At 71.3% G+C, this 17,957-nt stretch carries 12 protein-coding genes; 5 read left to right on the forward strand and 7 right to left on the reverse strand.

Annotated elements, in window-relative coordinates; genetic code table 11:
- Position 1 precedes the first annotated feature (1 nt).
- The 4 genes from ACIP4Z_RS10330 to ACIP4Z_RS10345 all read right to left on the reverse strand — a co-directional run bounded on the left by ACIP4Z_RS10330 (position 2) and on the right by ACIP4Z_RS10345 (position 7,365).
- A complete protein-coding gene (locus tag ACIP4Z_RS10330; protein ID WP_355344320.1) occupies positions 2 to 1,606 on the reverse strand; it encodes an aldehyde dehydrogenase family protein in 1,605 nt (534 codons plus the stop codon).
- Entirely contained in the window at positions 1,603 to 2,961 is a 1,359-nt protein-coding gene (locus tag ACIP4Z_RS10335; RefSeq protein ID WP_188281833.1) for a TrpB-like pyridoxal phosphate-dependent enzyme, read from the reverse strand. Before ACIP4Z_RS10335 ends, ACIP4Z_RS10330 begins: the two co-directional genes overlap by 4 nt.
- A gap of 781 nt (positions 2,962 to 3,742) precedes the next feature.
- Positions 3,743 to 5,275 (reverse strand): DHA2 family efflux MFS transporter permease subunit, encoded by a 1,533-nt coding sequence (locus tag ACIP4Z_RS10340; protein WP_391044479.1) that lies wholly within the window; start codon positions 5,273 to 5,275, stop codon positions 3,743 to 3,745.
- 368 nt (positions 5,276 to 5,643) lie between these two features.
- Positions 5,644 to 7,365 carry a hypothetical protein gene (locus ACIP4Z_RS10345; protein WP_401306381.1) on the reverse strand — a complete coding sequence of 574 codons (1,722 nt, stop codon included), beginning with the start codon at positions 7,363 to 7,365 and terminating at the stop codon, positions 5,644 to 5,646.
- A gap of 176 nt (positions 7,366 to 7,541) precedes the next feature.
- On the opposite strand from ACIP4Z_RS10345, the gene ACIP4Z_RS10350 reads away from it, so the two are divergent.
- The gene (locus ACIP4Z_RS10350) at positions 7,542 to 8,834 is read left to right on the forward strand and encodes a DUF4032 domain-containing protein (RefSeq protein WP_391161568.1); all 1,293 of its coding nucleotides are present in this window, start codon (positions 7,542 to 7,544) and stop codon (positions 8,832 to 8,834) included.
- Positions 8,835 to 8,837: 3 nt separating this feature from the next.
- Here the strand turns inward: ACIP4Z_RS10350 and ACIP4Z_RS10355 are convergent, their stop codons facing one another.
- The 3 genes from ACIP4Z_RS10355 to ACIP4Z_RS10365 all read right to left on the reverse strand — a co-directional run bounded on the left by ACIP4Z_RS10355 (position 8,838) and on the right by ACIP4Z_RS10365 (position 13,213).
- Complete coding sequence (locus ACIP4Z_RS10355) at positions 8,838 to 10,340, reverse strand: IMP dehydrogenase (RefSeq protein WP_401306384.1); 1,503 nt, start codon at positions 10,338 to 10,340, stop codon at positions 8,838 to 8,840.
- An 86-nt stretch (positions 10,341 to 10,426) separates the two neighbouring features.
- Positions 10,427 to 12,142 carry an aromatic amino acid ammonia-lyase gene (locus ACIP4Z_RS10360; RefSeq protein ID WP_401306387.1) on the reverse strand — a complete coding sequence of 572 codons (1,716 nt, stop codon included), beginning with the start codon at positions 12,140 to 12,142 and terminating at the stop codon, positions 10,427 to 10,429.
- A gap of 99 nt (positions 12,143 to 12,241) precedes the next feature.
- Entirely contained in the window at positions 12,242 to 13,213 is a 972-nt protein-coding gene (locus tag ACIP4Z_RS10365; protein WP_391044472.1) for a glycine betaine ABC transporter substrate-binding protein, read from the reverse strand.
- Between the two features lie 432 nt (positions 13,214 to 13,645).
- On the opposite strand from ACIP4Z_RS10365, the gene ACIP4Z_RS10370 reads away from it, so the two are divergent.
- The 4 genes from ACIP4Z_RS10370 to ACIP4Z_RS10385 are packed head-to-tail and all read left to right on the forward strand — an operon-like array spanning position 13,646 to position 17,875.
- Positions 13,646 to 16,309, forward strand: coding sequence for an ATP-binding protein (locus ACIP4Z_RS10370; RefSeq protein ID WP_401306391.1), 2,664 nt, complete (start codon positions 13,646 to 13,648; stop codon positions 16,307 to 16,309).
- Positions 16,306 to 16,797 carry a roadblock/LC7 domain-containing protein gene (locus ACIP4Z_RS10375; protein WP_355344344.1) on the forward strand — a complete coding sequence of 164 codons (492 nt, stop codon included), beginning with the start codon at positions 16,306 to 16,308 and terminating at the stop codon, positions 16,795 to 16,797. The genes ACIP4Z_RS10370 and ACIP4Z_RS10375 overlap by 4 nt, the downstream gene beginning before the upstream one ends.
- A 36-nt stretch (positions 16,798 to 16,833) precedes the next feature.
- Entirely contained in the window at positions 16,834 to 17,274 is a 441-nt protein-coding gene (locus ACIP4Z_RS10380; RefSeq protein WP_188280651.1) for a DUF742 domain-containing protein, read from the forward strand.
- On the forward strand, positions 17,261 to 17,875 hold the full coding sequence (locus ACIP4Z_RS10385; protein WP_355344348.1) for an ATP/GTP-binding protein: 615 nt from the start codon (positions 17,261 to 17,263) through the stop codon (positions 17,873 to 17,875). The genes ACIP4Z_RS10380 and ACIP4Z_RS10385 overlap by 14 nt, the downstream gene beginning before the upstream one ends.
- Positions 17,876 to 17,957: the final 82 nt, after the last annotated feature.

The raw sequence follows: 17,957 nt of genomic DNA on the forward strand, positions 1-17,957 counted from the left end.
CTTAGCTCCGCGCCCTTTCGCCGGCCGGGACGATCTGCGAGTCCAGCGGACGCGGATCACCGTCACCCCACGAAATGCCCTGGAGGTGCGTGGTGCGCAGTCCCGCGTAGTTCAGCTCTCCGTACGGTCCGCCGGTGAGGCCGTTGCCACCGTGGGTGGAGAGGATGGAGTTGAACCCGATGTGCGAGTCGTTGACCTTCAGCAGGCCGCCGTTGGTCACGCCGTCGGCGAACCGGTGGGCGGTCTGCTCGTCGCCGGTCCAGACCGAGTTGCGCAGCCCGTACTTGTTGGCGTTGAGGAAGTCGATGATGTCTTCCAGCAGCGCGTCGTCGTCCGTGGTCGCCTCGGGCACCACGACCGGCAGCAGCGGGAAGAAGGTCTCCTCGCGTACGCAGGACAGGTCCCGCGACTCGGTGAGTCCGTCGACCCTGACCACCGTCGGCAGGCAGAACATCCCGGTGCTCGATGTCTCGCCGTCGACGTCCACGCGCGTGCCGCCGCAGAGCACGGACGCGCCCTTGGTCTCGGCCTCGGACAGGAAGTCGAAGAAGCCGTCGACCTTCAGTACCGGGCTGAGCAGGATCTCCGGGTTCTCCGGGTAGCCGGGCACGATGGCCTTGGCGCGCTCCACGAACACCTCGAGGAAGCGGTCGGCGACCTCGGGGTGCACGATCGCGTACTTCGGCACCATGCAGATCTGGCTGGAGCCGTAGAACGACTCCTCCAGGGCCCGCGCGGCGGCTTCGAGATCCGCGTCCTTCCAGACCACGAAGCCGTCGTTGCCCGCGAGTTCCAGGATCGCCTTCTTGCCGTTGCGCAGACAGTCCTCGCCGAGCTTGAGGCCCGCGGCGCTGTCGCCGAAGAACAGGATGTCGTCCACCAGCGGGCTGGCGAGCCAGGTCCGCAGCACGGCCTCGGTGTGACCGCAGATCACGTTGAGCGTCCCCGGAGGGGCGCCGTGCTTCTCCAGGATCGGCGCGAGGATGTCGCGGTAGACGAACATCACGCTCAGCGGCGTGGTGCGCGGCGCCTTCACCACCAGCGTGTTGCCCGCCAGGAGGGCGAGCACGCCCAGCGTGGAGTTCGAACCCGCCGCGTTCTGCGGGGGGTTGACGCACACCACGCCGTCGGGCTTGCGCACCAGTTCCAGCGTGCGGCCCTGCGGCGCGAACTCCTGGTGGAGCTGGCTCTCGTACCAGCGGACCGTCGGCTCGTCGCAGCAGCGCAGCATGCCGCTGACTTCCCACTGGGCGAGCCGGCGCGGGTGCCCCTCGGCGATCAGGATGTCGATGAGTTCCTCTGACCGTTCGGCCAGCGTCTCGTTGAACTCCAGGACGATCTGACTGCGGGTCTCCTGCGGGAGGAGCCGGAAGGTCCGGCTCGCCCTGCGGGCCGCTTCCAGCGCCCGGTCGTTGTCCTCGGGGGCGCCCACCGCGCACCGGGCCACCACGGCCTCGGTCGACTCCACGGGCCGCCCGAGTTCCAGCGCCCGCTTGAGGTTGAACGTCGGGCGGTTCTCCTTCAGGTACGCCGAGGCGCGCAGGACGTACGTCCATCGAGCACCCTCGACGTCCTTGCCGTCGATGTACTGAGGGTAGGACCTCATGCCTGGAGGCCCTCCATGCTGGGGGCGACGAAGTCTTCCTTCTCGACGTCGCGCAGCAGGCCCTCGTTGTACCGGCCGTACGCGCCCAGGTCCAGCAGGCCGTGGCCGCTGTAGTTGAACACGATGGTGGCCTCGCGCCCGGTCCGCTTGCACTCCAGGGCCTTGTCGATGACGGCCCGGATGGCGTGCGAGGTCTCGGGGGCCGGGAGGTAGCCCTGGAGCTTCGCGAACGTGGTGCCCGCGTCGAAGACGGACACCTGCCCGTACGCCTCGGCGTCGAGCAGCCCCTCGTGCCGCATGAGACCCACGATCGGGGCGCAACCGTGGTAGCGCAGGCCGCCCGCGTGGATGGGCGGCGGCACGAACTCGTGGCCGAGGGTGTAGGTGTGCACACCGGGGCCGCGGCCGTTGGAGTCGGCGAAGTCCAGCCGGTACTCGCCGTAGGTCAGCGGCGCGCACGCCTCCGGCTCGGCGGCCAGGATGGTGATGTCGGCGCCGTTGAGCTTGTCCTCGACGAAGGGCGAGGCGAAGCCGCTGAGGTTGGACCCGCAACCGACCGAGGCGATCAGGTAGTCGGGGGTGCGGCCGATCATCCTGAGCTGTTCCTTCAGCTCCAGGCCGATCACCGAGTGGTGCAGCAGGCAGTGGTTGGAGAAGGCGCCGACCGCGAAGCGGGTGCCCTCGTCGGCGTCGACGCACTCCAGCGCCTCGCTGACCGCGGTGGCCTCGCTGCCGGGGTGGTCGGGGTACTCCGCGAGGAGCTTGCGGCCGTAGTCCGTGGTGTCGCCGGGGCTGGGCCGCACCTCGGCGCCGTAGGTCTCCATCAGATTCCGGCGGTACGGCTTGGTGTGGTAGCTCGCCCGCACCATGAAGACCGTGAGGTCGAGGCCGAAGATCTGGCAGGCGATGGCCAGGGCGCTGCCCCACTGGCCGGCGCCGGTGTCGGTGACCAGCCGGGTGTGGCCGTCGCGCTTGGCGTAGTACGCCTGGGCGAGGGCGGAGTTGAGCTTGTGGCTGCCGCTGGGCGAGGTGGCCTCGTACTTGAACCAGATCTGGGCCGGAGTGCCCAGCTCCCGCTCCAGCGCGACGGCGCGGATCAGCGGGGTCGGCCGCCAGAGCTTGTACGCCTCGCGTACCGGCTCGGGGATCGTGATCCAGCGCTCCAGCGAGGTCTCCTGCGCGGCCATCGACTTGACGAACAGCCGCTCCAGCCACTCCCGCGTGACCTTCTTGCCGGTGGAGTTGTCGATGTACTCCTCGGGCAAGCGGGGCAGATCCGGGATGACGTTGTACCAACGGGTGGGAATCTTATCGACCGGAAGATCGACACGGTCGATTAAGCCGAGCGGCTTCATACCTTGCGTCCCCTTAAGAGCGTGGTTGCTGACGAAATGCAGTGACACTCGTACGGACCTGCGCATGCCTGACCGGGCCGGCACCCTCGTGGGGAATTGATTTCCGGCATGACAAAGTCAGGCATTGGGCTTTTGGGTGCGAAAAATCTCGGCGAGAGGAACGGTGAAGCGCGGTGGAGTCGTGCCTCGGCACAACGATTACTCAGTGCCTCGGCGGCGCGTCAGGCTCCAGCCGAAGTCACGAGTTGTGCGAGATCACGGATTGCTGTTCCCGTGGATTCGTGCCCGAAGGCACGGAGGGACGGGATGTCCGGACGTCACCGGCCGTACGGCCTGGTGGTGCGGGGTCGATCAACCGTGCATGAGAGGCCGACCAGGTGTCGGACCTCGAATATTCTCGTGCCAGCACTCGCATACCCCCGTATCAGTACTGGAATTGTTTGACAGCCTAGCGTCCGGCAGTTCCGATGGCAATACCATACTGGAACGCGTCCCGATGACCGGAACTCATCCCGGTGACCAGCGCATTTTCCCTGCGGGAGTCACAATGGGCTGGTCACCGGGACGCCGCCGCATTACTGACCAGATCGGTCAAAGTGAATTCCTGTGAAGCCCGGCGACAACGACAGTGGCGGCGGGCCGCTTCCGCGGGCCCGCCGCCACTGTCACGCTCGCCGTGCGGACGCCTGTCGTACGGCGCCGCGGGCGGTCCTCCTGAGCCGGGTCAGTGCCGCCCGGCGCGGTCCTCCTGAGGCGGGTCAGTGCCGCCCGGCGGGTTCCGTCAGCGCTGTCCGGCCGGCGCCGTCTCGCGGACGGACTCCTCGCCCTCTTCGGGCAGCTCGGGCAGGATGCCGGTCAACGCGCTCTCGTGCAGGTCCTTGTGGCGCAGCGTCAGCGCGGCGATCACCGCGGCGACGAAGGCGAACACGGCGCACAGGGTCATGGCGTCGTGGAAGCCGGTGGTGAACGCGTCGCGCCCGGCGGCCAGCACCTTGTCGGCCAGGCCGGGGCCCGCCGAGTGCGCGGCCTCGTCGATGCTGCCCGCGCTGATCCCGTTGGCGATCTTGTCGCTCTGGGCGCTGGTGAGCGTGGCCGCGGCGTCGGACGCCTTGAAGGCGCTGGTGACGTGGTTCTCGAAGAACGCGCCCGCGACCGCGATGCCCAGAGCCGTTCCCACCTGCTGGAACGTCTCGCTGATACCGGAGGCGACACCGGCCTTGGCCGGTTCCGCGACACCGATGGCGAGCGCCGCGCGGGTCGGGTTGAACAGGCCGAAGGCCAGGCCGATGACCACCAGGGCGGGGATGAGCGAGGTCCAACTGTCGCCCGCGCCGCTGAGGTGGATGAGCAACAGGCCGATGCCCAGGGCGAATTGGGAGGTGGCCATGATGACCCGGAAGGGCACCTTGCCGGTGAGCCCGCCGGCCAGCGCGCCGAAGAAGAACATCGCCAGCGTCAGCGGCAGGAAGCGCAGGCCGGCGGACCAGGCGGAAGCGCCCTCGACGCTCTGCAAATACGTCGTGACCAGGAAGATCGGCGGCAGACCCGCGGCGTTGGCCAGGAAGGTCGTCGCGGACAGGCCGAGGAAGGTGCGGTTGCGGAAGAGCTGGGTGTCGAACATCGCCTGCTCGCCGCGGGAGCGCGCGACCGCGAGGAAGACCGCCAGGCACACCGCGGCCACCGCGTACAGCGCGATGTTGCTGCCGGAGAACCAGCCGTCGGTGTTGCCGCGGATGATGGCCAGCACCAGGGCGGCCAGCGAGAGCGTGAAGGAGACCATGCCGACGAAGTCGGGGGCGGCGGCGCTGGGCAGCCGCGATTCACGGACCTGGCGCATCGCGATCAGGACGGTGATCAGGCCGACCGGCACATTCAGATAGAAGATCCAGCGCCAGCCGGGGCCATTGGTCAGCGCGCCGCCGATCAGCGGTCCCGTGGCGACGGCGAGACCCACCGCGGCGCCGAACGCGCTGAACGCGGTGGCGCGTTCCTTGCCGCGGAACTCATGACCGAGCAGAGCGGGGCCCACGGCGAACATGATGGCCGCGCCGACACCCTGGACTCCGCGGCTGACATTCAATACCCCGATATCCCCGGCCAGTCCGCAGGCGAGGGAAGCCGCGGTGAAGATGATCAGGCCGATCAGGAAGAGCCGCTTGCGGCCGGTCCTGTCCGCCACCGATCCGGCGGTCACGAGGAAAGCCGCGAGTGTCAGCGCATACGCGTCGAACACCCACTGCATACCGCTGAAGCTGGCGTGCAGTGAATCATGAATGCCGGGCAGGGCGACCGAGACCACACTCAGGTCCAGCATCAGCATGAATGTGCCGACGGATACCACTGCCAGGGTCCACCACCTTAAAGCAGCGGGGGGGTGGGGCGTTTCGGTCATGCCGACTCCAGAGTGTGGAAAGTCGCCGTATCCGGCGAATCTGGCTGCTGACTATGGATGGTGACCATGCCGTGGTGGAAGCACCGCTGCCGAGGCGCCCCGCGTCGGCGGACAGGCCGATCCAGGGTGCTGGCCGATGATCGCGGTCGGTGCCGGTGCCGTCAATTGCCCCATGGGGCATGGTTGAGCATGTGTACAACGTATACCCTACACATGCTCGCGCGCACCCGCACGAAGATGTCCGTCGGGTGTCGGCATATGCGCGCGGGTTCGCAAAGACAGCGTCTTTTTTATCCGCAACTCCTTTTAGCGCGACTGTATATGCTGTATAGGCGGTAGTCGCCGGCGGACGGCGCGGTGATCCGCGTCCAGCGGCCCGCGCGGCTCACGCATCCGCCGGTCACCCGGAACCAGGGCGACCAGGCGACGCGGACGACGGTGCTCCCGGCCTTCGGCAGCCGGACCGTCACGTCGGCCTCACCCGCCCGCAGCACGCGCGCGGGCGCCGAGGCCAGCGGCACCGGGCGCTCCACCGCGAAGACCGTCCAGTACGGGTCCCGCCAGACCGGCCGCAGCCAGTCGGGGCGGGCGGCGGGCGCGAGCAGCGCGGCCTCCGCCGCGCCGGGACCGCCCACGTCGCCGTGGGGCAGCACGACATACGCCACCGCCCAGTCGTCGAGCCAGCGGCGGTAGGCGGCGGCCGGAAGCGTCCCGTCCGGCAGCGTCCCGCCATAGAACAACCGGTCCCTCTTCACATCGAGTTGGCGGTTCCAGCCGCGGGCGATCTGGGCGACGTCGGCGAAGAGCGTCGACTCGCGGTGATCGCGGGCCGGAACGACCTCGATACGGTGCCGCTCGGCGCGCAGTCCGCGCAGCGCGCGGGTCACCCCCTCGGTGTGCGAGGCCCAGTCGGGGACGGCGGTGGACATGCGCAGTTCCCTGCCGGTCTTGGCGGCCAGCGCGTAGCCGTTGTGACCGAGCGCGCCGGTCAGCACGACGACGAGGACCGCGCCGAGCACGGGGGCGCGGGCGGCCGTACGGGTCGGGCCCCGGTCCAGGCGCACGTACGAGCCGCCGCGCGGGCGTCGGGCCACGCGTTCCATCAGCGCGGCGGCCAGCAGCGGCAGTCCGGCGATCCCGGCCAGCCGCTCGACGTTGGTGCCGACGGGCGAGGCCACGCAGGCGGTGAGCGCCGTGCCGAGCGCGTACGCGACCGCGCCCACCCGGACCGTGCGCCAGGACCGCGGCGCGGCCAGGGCCAGCGCCAGGGAGGTCACCAGCGGGCAGACCGCCGCGTCGGCGCTCATCAACTGCTCGCCCTGGAAGGGGAAGAGCACGTACACCGCGCCCAGCACCAGCACCGGCGGCGCCGCCAGGGCGAGCGCGGCGGCGCGGCGGCCCGCCGCCAGCAGGCCCGCGCCCGCGACCCACAGGAAGAGGGCGGCGACCGGGCTGGACATCGCCGTCAGCGCCGCGAGGACCGCGGCGCCCGCCCAGCGGTCCGGCGCCCGTCGCACCCGGCACAGCGCCAGCAGCCCGAAGGCCGCGCCGACCGCGAAGGTCGTACGCCCCGAGGCCACGTCGCACCACTGGCACACGGCGCCCAGCAGCGCCGGGACCATCGGCCGCCGCACGCCGGACCGGACGAAGAGCACGGCCATCGCCCACGTCGCCGCCAGACCGGCCGCGACCGAGACGGCCCGGACCCCGGCGTACGCCATCAGCGGCGGGGTGAGCACGCTGTAGTCCATCGTGTGCATGCCGCCGTACCAGGCGAGGTTGTACGGCGTGCCCGGATGCCGCCCCGCGAAACCGGCCCACGCGACCTGGGCCGCGAGGTCGCCGCCGCCCGTGGCCAGCAGCCACGCCCAGAGCGCGTACAGCGGCGCCGCGCAGGCGACCGCCACCGCCGGGACCGGCCAGCGCCTGCGTCGTGGGGCCGGCCGTACCTGTCCTGTCCGCTGCGTGGGCCGCGGCAGCACCGCGGGCTGAACGACCGACACGTCACTCATAGCGGACGCCTTCCCCGGAAGCGGCGGGGACAGCGGGTCGGCCGGGAAAGACCATACTCGGTATGCATACTGAGTATGTATACCGAGTATGGCCGGGTGGGCGCCACCGCCTCCCCGGCGGGGCATGGCAGCATCGGGGACGGCCGGACCGGACCAGGAAGCGAGAGGCGCACACCATGCCGTTGCAGATCACCGCCACCGACGCGGAGCACCCGTCGGCGCTGCTCGACCTGGAGTGGAACCTGCCGCTGGAGGAGTGGCCGGACACCTCACTGGTCGCGCTGCCGCGCGGCATCTCCCGGCACGTCGTGCGCTTCGCGCGGGCCGGGGACGAGGTCGTGGCGATCAAGGAGGTCAGCGAGTGGGCGGCCGTGCGCGAGTACGGGCTGCTGCGCGACCTCGACCGGCTCGCGATACCGGCCGTGGACCCGATCGCGGTGGTGACCGGCCGGGCCGCCGCCGACGGCACCCCGCTGGAACCCGCGCTCATCACCCGGCACCTGAACGGCTCGCTGCCGTACCGCTCGATGTTCGAGACGACGATGCGCCCCGACACCGTCAACCGCCTGCTGGACGCGCTCGCCGTCCTCCTCGTACGGCTCCACCTGGTCGGTTTCGCCTGGGGCGACTGCTCGCTGTCCAACACGCTCTTCCGCCGTGACGCGGGCGCGTACGCCGCCTACCTGGTGGACGCCGAGACCGGGCAGATCCAGCCCGAACTCACGCGCGGGCAGCGGGAGTACGACATCGAGCTGGCCCGGGTGAACATCGCGGGCGAGCTGATGGACCTCGAAGCGGGCGGCTCCCTGCACCCCTCGGTCGACCCGGTCCCGTTCGGCGAGGCGATCGTCCGCCGCTACGCCGACCTGTGGCACGAGCTGACCCGCGAGTCCGTCTACCCGGCCAGCAAGCGGCACTACATCGACCGCAGAATCCGCCGCCTGAACGACCTCGGCTTCGACGTCGCCGAGATGCAGATCGAGCGCTCACCCGGGGGCGACACCGTGACCTTCCTGCCCAAGGTCGTCGACGCGGGCCACCACCAGCGCCAACTCCTGCGCCTGACCGGCCTCGACACCGAGGAGAACCAGGCCCGCAGCCTCCTCAACGACCTGGAGTCCTGGATGGCCACCCAGGACGACCACGCCCCCGCCGACGGCCTGCCCGCCGCCCGCCCCGAAGTCCTCGCCCACCGCTGGCTGCGCGACGTCTTCCGCCCCGCCGTCCGCTCCGTCCCCCAGGACCTGCGCGCCCGCGTCGACCCAGCGCAGGTCTACCACGAACTCCTCGAACACCGCTGGTACCTCTCCGAGCGCGCCCAGCGCGACGTGGGCCTCGACGCCACGGTCGAGAGCTACACCACCGAAGTCCTCCCCCACCTCCCCGACCCGGCGGCGGTCCTGGCGCCCGTCGAGGCGGCGGAAGCCGAGGAACCGGCCGAGCCGGTGTCGCCCGCAGCGGGCGACTGACCGTCAGGCGCGGTCGAAGGAGTCGGTGGGGTCGCGGAGGGCGACCGTGGCGTGGCTTTCCTGGAAGCTCTGTTCGGAGACGACGGTGAGGCGGGCGGTGGCCTGGAAGTCGCGGACGGTCAGGGCGCCGCAGGAGACCATGGTGGCCTTCATCTTGGCGACGGTGACGGCGAGACCTTCGCTGAGGTCGCCCGCGTAGGGGACGTAACCGTCCACGCCCTCTTCGAAGACCAGGCCCTGGCCGCCCTGTTCGTAGCGCTGCCAGTTGCGGGAGCGGCTGGAGCCCTCGCCCCAGTACTCCTTGACGAAGCCGTCGCGGGTGGGGAGCTTGGCGCCGGGCGCCTGGTCGAAGCGGGCGAAGTAGCGGCCCATCATGACGAAGTCGGCGCCCATCGCGAGGGCCAGGGACATGTGGTAGTCGTGCACCAGGCCGCCGTCGGAGCAGATCGGCACGTAATGGCCGGTCCGCTCGGCGAAGGCGTCGCGGGCCGCGGCGACGTCGAGGACGGCGCTGGCCTGGCCGCGGCCGATGCCCTTCTGGTCGCGGGTGATGCAGATGGAACCGCCGCCGACGCCGACCTTGACGAAGTCGGCGCCCGCCTCGGCGAGGAAGCGGAAGCCCTCGCCGTCCACGACGTTGCCGCCGCCGACCGGGATCCGCGGGAAGTGCTCCTTCGACCACGCGATCGCCTGGGCCTGCCAGTCGCTGAAGCCGTCGGAGGAGTCGAAGCAGAGCACGTCGGCCCCGGCCTCGGCCAGTCGCGGGACGCGCTCGCGGTAGTCGTGCGTGTTGACGCCCGCGCCGACCCGCAACCTCTTGTCCTGGTCGACCAGTTGGTGGGGGAAGCGCTTGTTGTCCGAGTAGTCGGAGCGGAAGACCAGGTAGCGCAGGAAGCCCTCGGCGTCGACCACCGGCAGGCAGTCCAGACGCTCGTCCCACAGCCGGGAGTTGGCCTGCGACAAGGTGATGTCGTCGGTCGCGCAGGCGAGGACGTCGACCGGGACCATCCGGCTGGAGACCGGCTCGTCGGACCGGTGGCGCTGCGGGTGGAAGTCGCGGGAGGTCACCAGGCCCAGCAGCCGCCCGGTGCCGGTGCCGTCGTGGGTGACGGCGGCCGTGCTGTGACCGGTGGTCCGCATCAGCTCCCGCAGCCGGCCCAGCGGGTCCTGCGGCCGTACGTTGGTGTCGCTGACCACGAATCCGGCCTTGAAGTTCTTCACCGCGCGGACGTCCGCGACCTGGTCGGCCACCGGCCGGTTGTGGTGCAGGAAGCTCAGCCCGCCGTCGCGCGCGAGCGCGATGGCCAGCTCAGGAGAGCTCACCGACTGCATGATCGCGGACGTGAACGGGGTCCGCAGCTCGATCGGCGACGGCTCGTCCCGCGCGTGCCGGACCAGGGGCGTCCGCAGGTCCACCGCCTCCGGCGAACAGTCCGTCCGCGTCCGGTTGGGCAGCAGCAGGAACTCGTTGAAGGTGCGCGAGACCCCTTCGATGATCTGAGCCATGCACCCGGACTCTACAGGTGCCGCCCGTCCGCCGCGCGGCGCCCTGCCGCAGGTCAGTCGCCTTCCGCGGGTCCCGGCGGCGGATGTCAGAGCGCCGCCAGCTCCGGCAGCAGGTCCACCGCGAGCGACACGTCGGGGGTCAGCGCCCGGTCCTCGGTGGCCGTCGGCAGCGCGGAGTCCAGGACGGCGAAGACCGGCGCGTGCGTACCGGCGCCCGCCGACAGCGCGGGAAGCGCCGGGTGCAGCCGCAACGCCCGTACGGCGGCGACGAGTTCGCAGGCGAGCACGAGCCGGTAGGCGTCCACGGCGCGCAGCGCCTGCCGGGTGGCCTGGGAGGCGAAGCTCGCGGCCTCCTCGACCCCGCGCGAGAGCACCGCGTGCCCGGCCGAGGCCGGTACGGCGCTGGCGCGTATCTCCGCGAGGGCGGAATTGGCGCTGTACTCCAGGATCATCATGCCCGAGCTGGCCGCCGAGCCCCCGGCGAGGTAGGAGCGCAGGCCGGTGATCTCGGGGTCGCCGAAGGCGGTCAGCCGCGCGGCGGACAGCTGCGCGGTCTGAAGTACGGCGAGGCAGAGGTGGTCGAGCGCGAGCCCGACGGGCGTGGCCATGAAACCGCCGTGGTGGTACGCGACCGGCCCGCCGTCCGGTCCCTCCTCGCCGATCAGCGGGTTCTCCGAGGGGCAGTTGACCTCGACGTCCAGAATCCGGCGCAGTGCCCAGGCCGCCTCCAGCGCCGGGCCGTGCACCTGCGGGAAGGCCCGGAAGCCGTACGGGTCCTGGATGCGGCGGCCGGTGGCGCGCGGCCGGTCGGGGACGCCGAGCAGTCTGCGGACCTCGGCCCCGGCGTGCAGCGCGCCCGGATAGGGGCGGATGGCGAGGGCGGGCGCCGCGTACGCCTCGAGCGAGCCGGAGACGGCGGCGAGCGAGAGGGCCGTCACGGCGTGCGAGGCGCGCAGCAGGATGTCCAGGTCGTGGCAGACCAGCGCGGCCTGCCCGAGGGTGAAGGCGCTGCTGCTCATCAGCGCGAGCGCGTCGCCCTGCTGGAGGGTGACGCGGCCGGGGAAGGGCGCGGGCACCGCGGCCGGGTCGAGCGCGACGGCCGGGTCGAGCGCGGCGGCCGGGTCCAACCCACCGGCGGACGGCGGCACTTCACCGTCGGGCGACGGACCGGATGACGGCGAAGGCGACGGCGAAGGTGCCCGCGAGGACGACGGCGTGGACTGCGGCGAGAACGACGGCGACGGCGAGGACTGCGGCGACGGCAACGGCCACGGCCCCTCGCGGAAGGCGTCCGCGGGATCCGGCTGCCGCCCCAAGTCCTCGTGCAGCCACGGCCGTTCGCCGATCAGCGCGAGACCGGTCTCGGCGAGCGCCGTCAGATCCCCGGTGCCGACGGCCCCGTACTCGCTGACCGCCGGGTGCACACCGAGCCGCAGCGCCTCCACCAGGGCCTGCACGACGGCCGGTTGGAGCGCGGAGCCGCCCGCCAGCGCCTGGTTGGCGCGGACGGCGAGCGCGGCACGCACCTGGCGGGCCGGGAGCAGCGCCCCGACCCCGCCCGCGTGGCTGCGCAGCAGCCGCAGGTCCTGTCCCGCCTGGTCCTCGTCGCTGACCGGCACGAGCCGGTTCGCGCCGACGCCGGTGTGCCGCCCGTACATCCGGCCCGCGGCGGCGGCCTGCCGCGCGGCCCGCCAGGAGCGGTCCGCGCGGGCCAGCGCCTCGGGCGGCACGGTGGGTACGGCCGTCCGGTCCGCGATCCGCGTCACGGCGTCGGCGTCCAGGCCGGCGCCGTCGAGCACCACGAAGGCCCCCTCCTCGGCGGAGGGTGCCGTCGTGCGGTGCGTCGGCGTCTCGGAATCAGAGGCTGTACCCACTGCGCTGTATCGGTCCCGCTGCCGCGGTCAGCCGAGGCCGACGGAGGTCAGCCAGGTCTTGGCGACCTCCAGCGGGTCCTTGTTGTCGCTCTGCACCTGGGTGTCCAGGCTGAGCAGGGCCGCCGTGTCGAGCTTCGCCGACACCGCGTTGAGCGCGGCGACGCCCTCCTTGGACAGACCGCTCTTGTAGACCAGCGGGATCACGTTCTCGAAGCCGAAGAGGTTCTCCGGGTCCTGGAGGACGACGAACTTCTCCTTCTCGATGGTCGGGTCCGTGGTGAAGACGTCGGCGGCCTGCACATTGTTGTTCTTCAGCGCCGCCGCGGTCAGCGGACCGCCCGCGTCGAGCGCCTTGAACGACTTCGGCGTGAGGTTGTAGACCGACTTCAGGCCGACCAGGCCCTGCTGCCGGGTCTGGAACTCGGGCGAGGCGCCGATGGTGATCTCGGAGCCGTACTTCGCCAGGTCCGCGATGGTGGACTTCTCGGTCAGCTTGTACTTCGCCGCGGTGGCCGCGTTGACCGTCAGGGAGTCCTTGTCCTCGGCCGGTGCCATGTCGAGCAGCGTCAGCTTCGGGTCGAGCTTGGCGAGTGCCGCCTCGTTGGTGGCCTGGGCCGTCTTGGGCGTGGCCTTGGCGTCCAGGTATGCCAGAAGTGCGCCGTTGAACTCCGGCAGTACGGTCAGCGAACCGTTCTTCAGCAGGCCGTAGGTGGTCTCCCGGCTGCCGATGTTCGGCTTGTAGCTGACCTTGATCCCCTTGGCCTTCAGGGCCTCGCCGTAGATGTCGGCGATGAGGATGCTCTCGGGGAAGTTGTTGGAGCCGACGACCACGGTGTCGCCGCTCGCCTTCGACCCGGCCAGCGGGTCCTTGGCCTTGTCGGAGCCGGAGTCACCACAACCCGCGAGCAGGGGCGCCGCGACGGCGGCGACGACGGCGACCGCCGCGAGGCGGCGTATGTGGCTCGGGCTGGACCAGGTGCTCTTCACGTGAGAGGTCACGATTTCCGCTTCCGGGCTCGGGGAGTTTCGGTCTCTGATCGGGCGTACTCGTGGCGTAGGCGCACCCACACACGCGGACGTACGTCGAGTACGCACACACGTGCGGTTGCGAGTGCTACCCAGCGATCCAATCCAGCCGCTTCCGCGTCAGTCAAGAGCAGCCTGATCACCGATCGGCATCGATGTCTGAACACCGGTGGATTGGTCGGTGATTCCCGTTCCGTACGGTCGTGTCCGTAACAAATTATTGATGGTGTGGTCAGGTAGTCGTGGTCAAGAGGAGGTAGTCTCCCCGACGTTGGTCAGGTGCTCGGACAACCGCGGGGAGTATCCGGTCACTTCATTCCGGTTACGTACAGAAGCGTTCATTATGCGCCACTGTCGTCGTGTCCGGTTGTCGGCGAGCCGGTAAGCGGTTCCGGAGGAGGCTTGGTGTCCGTGCACGAGGTGGACGGGTCGGCACGTCCTGACCCGGAGCCACACGTCAGGGGCGGGGTACGGAACTTCGCCGACCGCTGGCCGTTCCGGCGCAAGCTCAACGTCCTCGTCGGCGTTCCGCTTGTCGTGGTCGCGATGCTGCTCGCCTACGTGATCACCGGCCTCGTCGGCCAGGCCCAGGACGCGGCCTCGGCCGCGCAGCTCGTCCGCGACAGCCGCCAGGTCGCCGAACTCGTCGACCTGGTCGAGACCGAGCACCAGCAGGCTCTGCTGCTGTCCGTGCGCTACGAATCGGCCACCTCGGGCAAGCGCCCGTCGCTGGTCGCCTACCGGCAGGCGCGCACCGCCGTGGACGCGCAGGTGGAGAACGTACGCGCCACCTTCGGATCGCGGCTGCCCGCCGCGGAGGCCCAGGTCCTCAAGGAGATCAACGGCCTCGGCAGCCTGCGGAGCACCATCGAGCAGAGCTATCTGCCCGCGGACAACATCGACCCGGCGTACACCGCGACCGTGGACGGCCTGATCGACGGCCTCGGCCTCGATCTGAACAAGAACCTCAGCTCGACGCGCACCGGCAGCATGCTGGACTCGCTGCTGCGCGCGGAGGCCGCGCACGCCTCCTTCGAGACCAGCGTCTTCTCCGCGCAGACCGGTGACACCAACGCGCTGATCGAGTTCAACAACGCGGTCGGCTACCAGCAGCTCTACGTCTCCCAGGCCAGCCGCTTCGGGCGGTTCGCCAGCGACGCGCAGCGCACGGAGCTGGCCGGGATCGAGATGAACCCGGTCTGGAACGGCATCGCGCTCCAGTACGCGGGCCTCCAGATCGACCCGAGCGCGCTGGAGGCCAGCGGCCCCGCGCAGGTGCGGGCGGCCTTCACCAAGGCCCTCAAGTCCTACCCGGACTACCAGAAGCAGGCGCAGACCCGGCTGAAGATCACCGGCTCGCTGATCGACCAGATCGCGCACCGCGCCGACCGGGCGTCCGACGACGCCTGGTGGCGGGCCGCGTGGCTGCTCGGCGGCGCGCTGCTGGCGTTCGTGCTGTGGCTGGCCTTCTCCGTGGCCGTACGCCGCTCGGTGATCCGGCCGGTGCAGGTGCTGACCGGGGCCGCGACGGAGGTCGCCGAGGTGGCCGGGCAGGAACTGGCCCGGGTCGCCGACGACGACGCGGACTTCGCCGGGGCGCCGCGCCTCCAGGAGGTGCCGGTCACCGCGCACGACGAGATCGGCGACCTGGCCGAGGCGTTCAACCGCGTGCAGTCCACCGCGGCGGCGCTGCTGGAACGCCAGGTGCTCAGCCGCCGCAACGTGGCCGAGATGTTCGGCAACGTCGGCCGCCGCGTCAGTAACCTGACGGCCCGTCAACTCACCCTGATCGACGCCCTGGAGCGCGGCGAGACCGACCCCGCGCTGCTCGACCGGCTGTACCGGATCGACCACCTGGCCGTACGCCTCCAGCGCAACGCCGACAGCCTGATGCTGCTCGCCGGTATCCGCGAGGCGGGCCTGGACGCCAGCCCCACCGCGCTGACCAACGTCGTACGCGCCGCGCTCGGCCAGATCGAGGGCTACCAGCGGGTCTCGCTGCTCGCGGACACCGACGTCACGGTCGCGCCCGACATCATCGCCGACCTGACGCTGATGCTGGCCGAACTCCTGGAGAACGCCGTGGCGTTCTCCCCGGCCCGCAGCCCCGTCGAGGTGTCGGTGCGCGACGGCGCCGAGGGCGCGCTGATCGAGATCACCGACCACGGCCTGGGCATGAGCGCGGAGCGGCTGGCGGAGGAGAACGCCCGGCTGATCCGCCGCGAGCGCCTCGACCTGGTGCCGACGAAGGTGCTCGGCCTGTTCGTGGTCGGCAGCCTGGCCCGGCGCTGGGGCATACGGGTCACGCTGACGCGGACGCCCGGCGGCGGTGTCACCAGCCGGGTGACGATCCCGGCGACGCTGCTGCTGCTCATGAGCCCGTTCGCGGAGCCCGTCGCCGAGGGGGCGGCTCCGGCCGCCAAGGCCGTCGGCGGCGCGCGGGAGGCCGTCGCGGCTCCCCGCCACGTCGAGGCCGAGGAGACGGTCGCGCTGCCCGAACGCCGTACCGCGCCGTCGTGGGCCGGTACGCCCGCGGCAGGCTCCCCCACGACACCCACGACACCCGCGGGCCCCGCCCCGGTGCCCGCGCCGCGCGCGCCGGAACCGGCGGCAGGACGCGACGACGGACGCGACGGATCAGGATCAGCCGGACCGGGCGAACCCGGCGGCCCCGGCGGACCGGGCGACGGCCGCGACGGCCTGACCCCGCTCCCCCGCCGCGTCCCGCAGCGCCAGGCGGCCGAGGAGACCCCGGCCGCCCCGGCGCCCGCGGCGGGCGGACCCACCGCCCCCCACTCCGAGCAGGACCGGCCCCCGAGCGACGGCGAGGACGGCGGCGCCCGTCCGCTGCGCCGCCGGGTGCGCGGTGCCACGCTCGCCACCACACTGACCGACGCGGGACGCGCGGCCGCGCGCCGGGCCCCCCGTCAGACAGACGCAGAAGAAGTCCGCTCGGAACTCGACGAGTTCGAGGCCGCAGTGGAGCGGGCCAACCGTGACGTCGCGAGCGGCACGGCACCCGGTACGACGAACAGCCAAGCAGGGCTTCCGGAAGGAGCGGACCAGTGACATCGCCGACAGGTGGGACCCCGGCCGGACAGGACCCGCCCGCCGATCTGCGCGCCGCCGCAGCCGACTTCACCTGGCTGCTGAACCGTTTCGCCACCGAGACCGCGGGCGTGGTAGACGCCATCGCCGTATCCTCGGACGGCCTGCTCATCGCCGTCTCGCAACTGCGCGACGCGGCCGACTCCGAGCGGCTGGCGGCCATCGTCTCCGGCATCACGAGCCTGGCGGCGGGCGCGGCGGGCAACTACGGTCTCGGCGGCCTCAACAAGGTGATCATCGATCTGGAGGACGGCCATGTGCTGGTCTCCGCGATCGGCAGCGGCGCGGTGCTCGGCGTCGTCACCTCCAAGGAAGCCAAGCTCGGCAACATCGCCTACGAGATGACGGTCTTCGCCAACCGCGCGGGCGCCGCCCTCAGCCCGCAGCTCGTCCTCGAACTCAAGAACAGCGTCGCCGTTCCGTCCCCGCGCGGCCGGTCCTGGGACTAGCGAAAAGCGAGGAGAGCAGAAGGAGGAGGCAGGCACATGGCGGCCGGTGACACGCCAGTCGGCGAGGGGTCCCGTACGGGCTCCGCCGACGACCCGGTCGGCCGGGCACCCGCGGTACGGCCGTTCCTGGTCACCGCGGGCCGGGTGGCCGGCACCAGGTCGGGACCGCCGATCCCGGTCGAGACCCAGGTGGTGACGACCGCGGCCGGTGTCGGGGCGCTCGACGGGCTCTCCTTCGAGGAGCACGACATCGTCGCGCTCTGCCGCGTGCCGCAGTCGCTGGCGGAGATCGCGGCCAAGCTCCGCCTGCACCTGAACGTGGTCCGCGTGCTGGCCGAGGACCTCCAGTCCGGCGGCCATCTGTCGGTCTACGTTCCCAGCTCCGACATCGCCCAGGACATCTCCGTACTGCGAAGGGTTATCGATGGGCTCCGCACCATCCCCGACTCCAGGGGGGCATTACGTGACACCGAGTGAACCGGCGGGCCGGGCCGCCCGCAGGACCGACTCAGGGCTGCCGACCGCCGTCCGGCCGCCGCTGCCGGTGAAGATGGTGATCGCGGGCGGCTTCGGTGTCGGCAAGACCACCACCGTCGGGTCGATCTCCGAGATCAGGCCGCTGACCACGGAGGCGGCCATCACCGAGGTCGCCGCGGGCGTGGACGACCTCAGCCACACGCCGCACAAGACGACCACCACGGTCGCCATGGACTTCGGCTGCATCACGATCGACGCGTCGCTGAAGCTGTACCTGTTCGGCACGCCGGGGCAGGACCGTTTCGGCTTCATGTGGGACGACCTGGTGGAGGGCGCGCTCGGCGGGCTCGTCATCGTCGACACCCGGCGGCTCGACGACTGCTACGCCGCCGTCGACTACTTCGAGCACAAGGCGATCCCGTTCGCCGTCGCCGTCAACGCTTTCGACGGGCACGTCGAGCACGCCATGGACGAGGTGCGCTGGGCGCTGGACATCGCCGAGCAGGTGCCGGTGTTCACCTTCGACGCGCGCGAGCGCGGTTCGGTACGGGACGCGCTGCTGGTCGTCCTGGAGCTGGCGCTGGCGCGCGCGGAGGGCTGAGCGGGGGCCGTTGCCGTACGGCCCCCGACCGTTCCCCCACCGCTCCCGCGTGGCTTCCCCCTGCTCCTTCGCGCTGCCCGGC

Source organism: Streptomyces sp. NPDC088910, assembly GCF_044749865.1.
In the GTDB taxonomy this organism is placed as follows: Bacteria; Actinomycetota; Actinomycetes; order Streptomycetales; family Streptomycetaceae; genus Actinacidiphila.

Bases quoted from the DNA above. Each gene is read 5' to 3' on its own strand.
- ACIP4Z_RS10330 (WP_355344320.1), bottom strand. From the start codon at position 1,606: ATGAGGTCCTACCCTCAGTACATCGACGGCAAGGACGTCGAGGGTGCT.
- ACIP4Z_RS10335 (WP_188281833.1), bottom strand. From the start codon at position 2,961: ATGAAGCCGCTCGGCTTAATCGACCGTGTCGATCTTCCGGTCGATAAG.
- ACIP4Z_RS10340 (WP_391044479.1), bottom strand. From the start codon at position 5,275: ATGCTGGACCTGAGTGTGGTCTCGGTCGCCCTGCCCGGCATTCATGAT.
- ACIP4Z_RS10345 (WP_401306381.1), bottom strand. From the start codon at position 7,365: ATGAGTGACGTGTCGGTCGTTCAGCCCGCGGTGCTGCCGCGGCCCACG.
- ACIP4Z_RS10350 (WP_391161568.1), top strand. From the start codon at position 7,542: ATGCCGTTGCAGATCACCGCCACCGACGCGGAGCACCCGTCGGCGCTG.
- ACIP4Z_RS10355 (WP_401306384.1), bottom strand. From the start codon at position 10,340: ATGGCTCAGATCATCGAAGGGGTCTCGCGCACCTTCAACGAGTTCCTG.
- ACIP4Z_RS10380 (WP_188280651.1), top strand. From the start codon at position 16,834: ATGGCGGCCGGTGACACGCCAGTCGGCGAGGGGTCCCGTACGGGCTCC.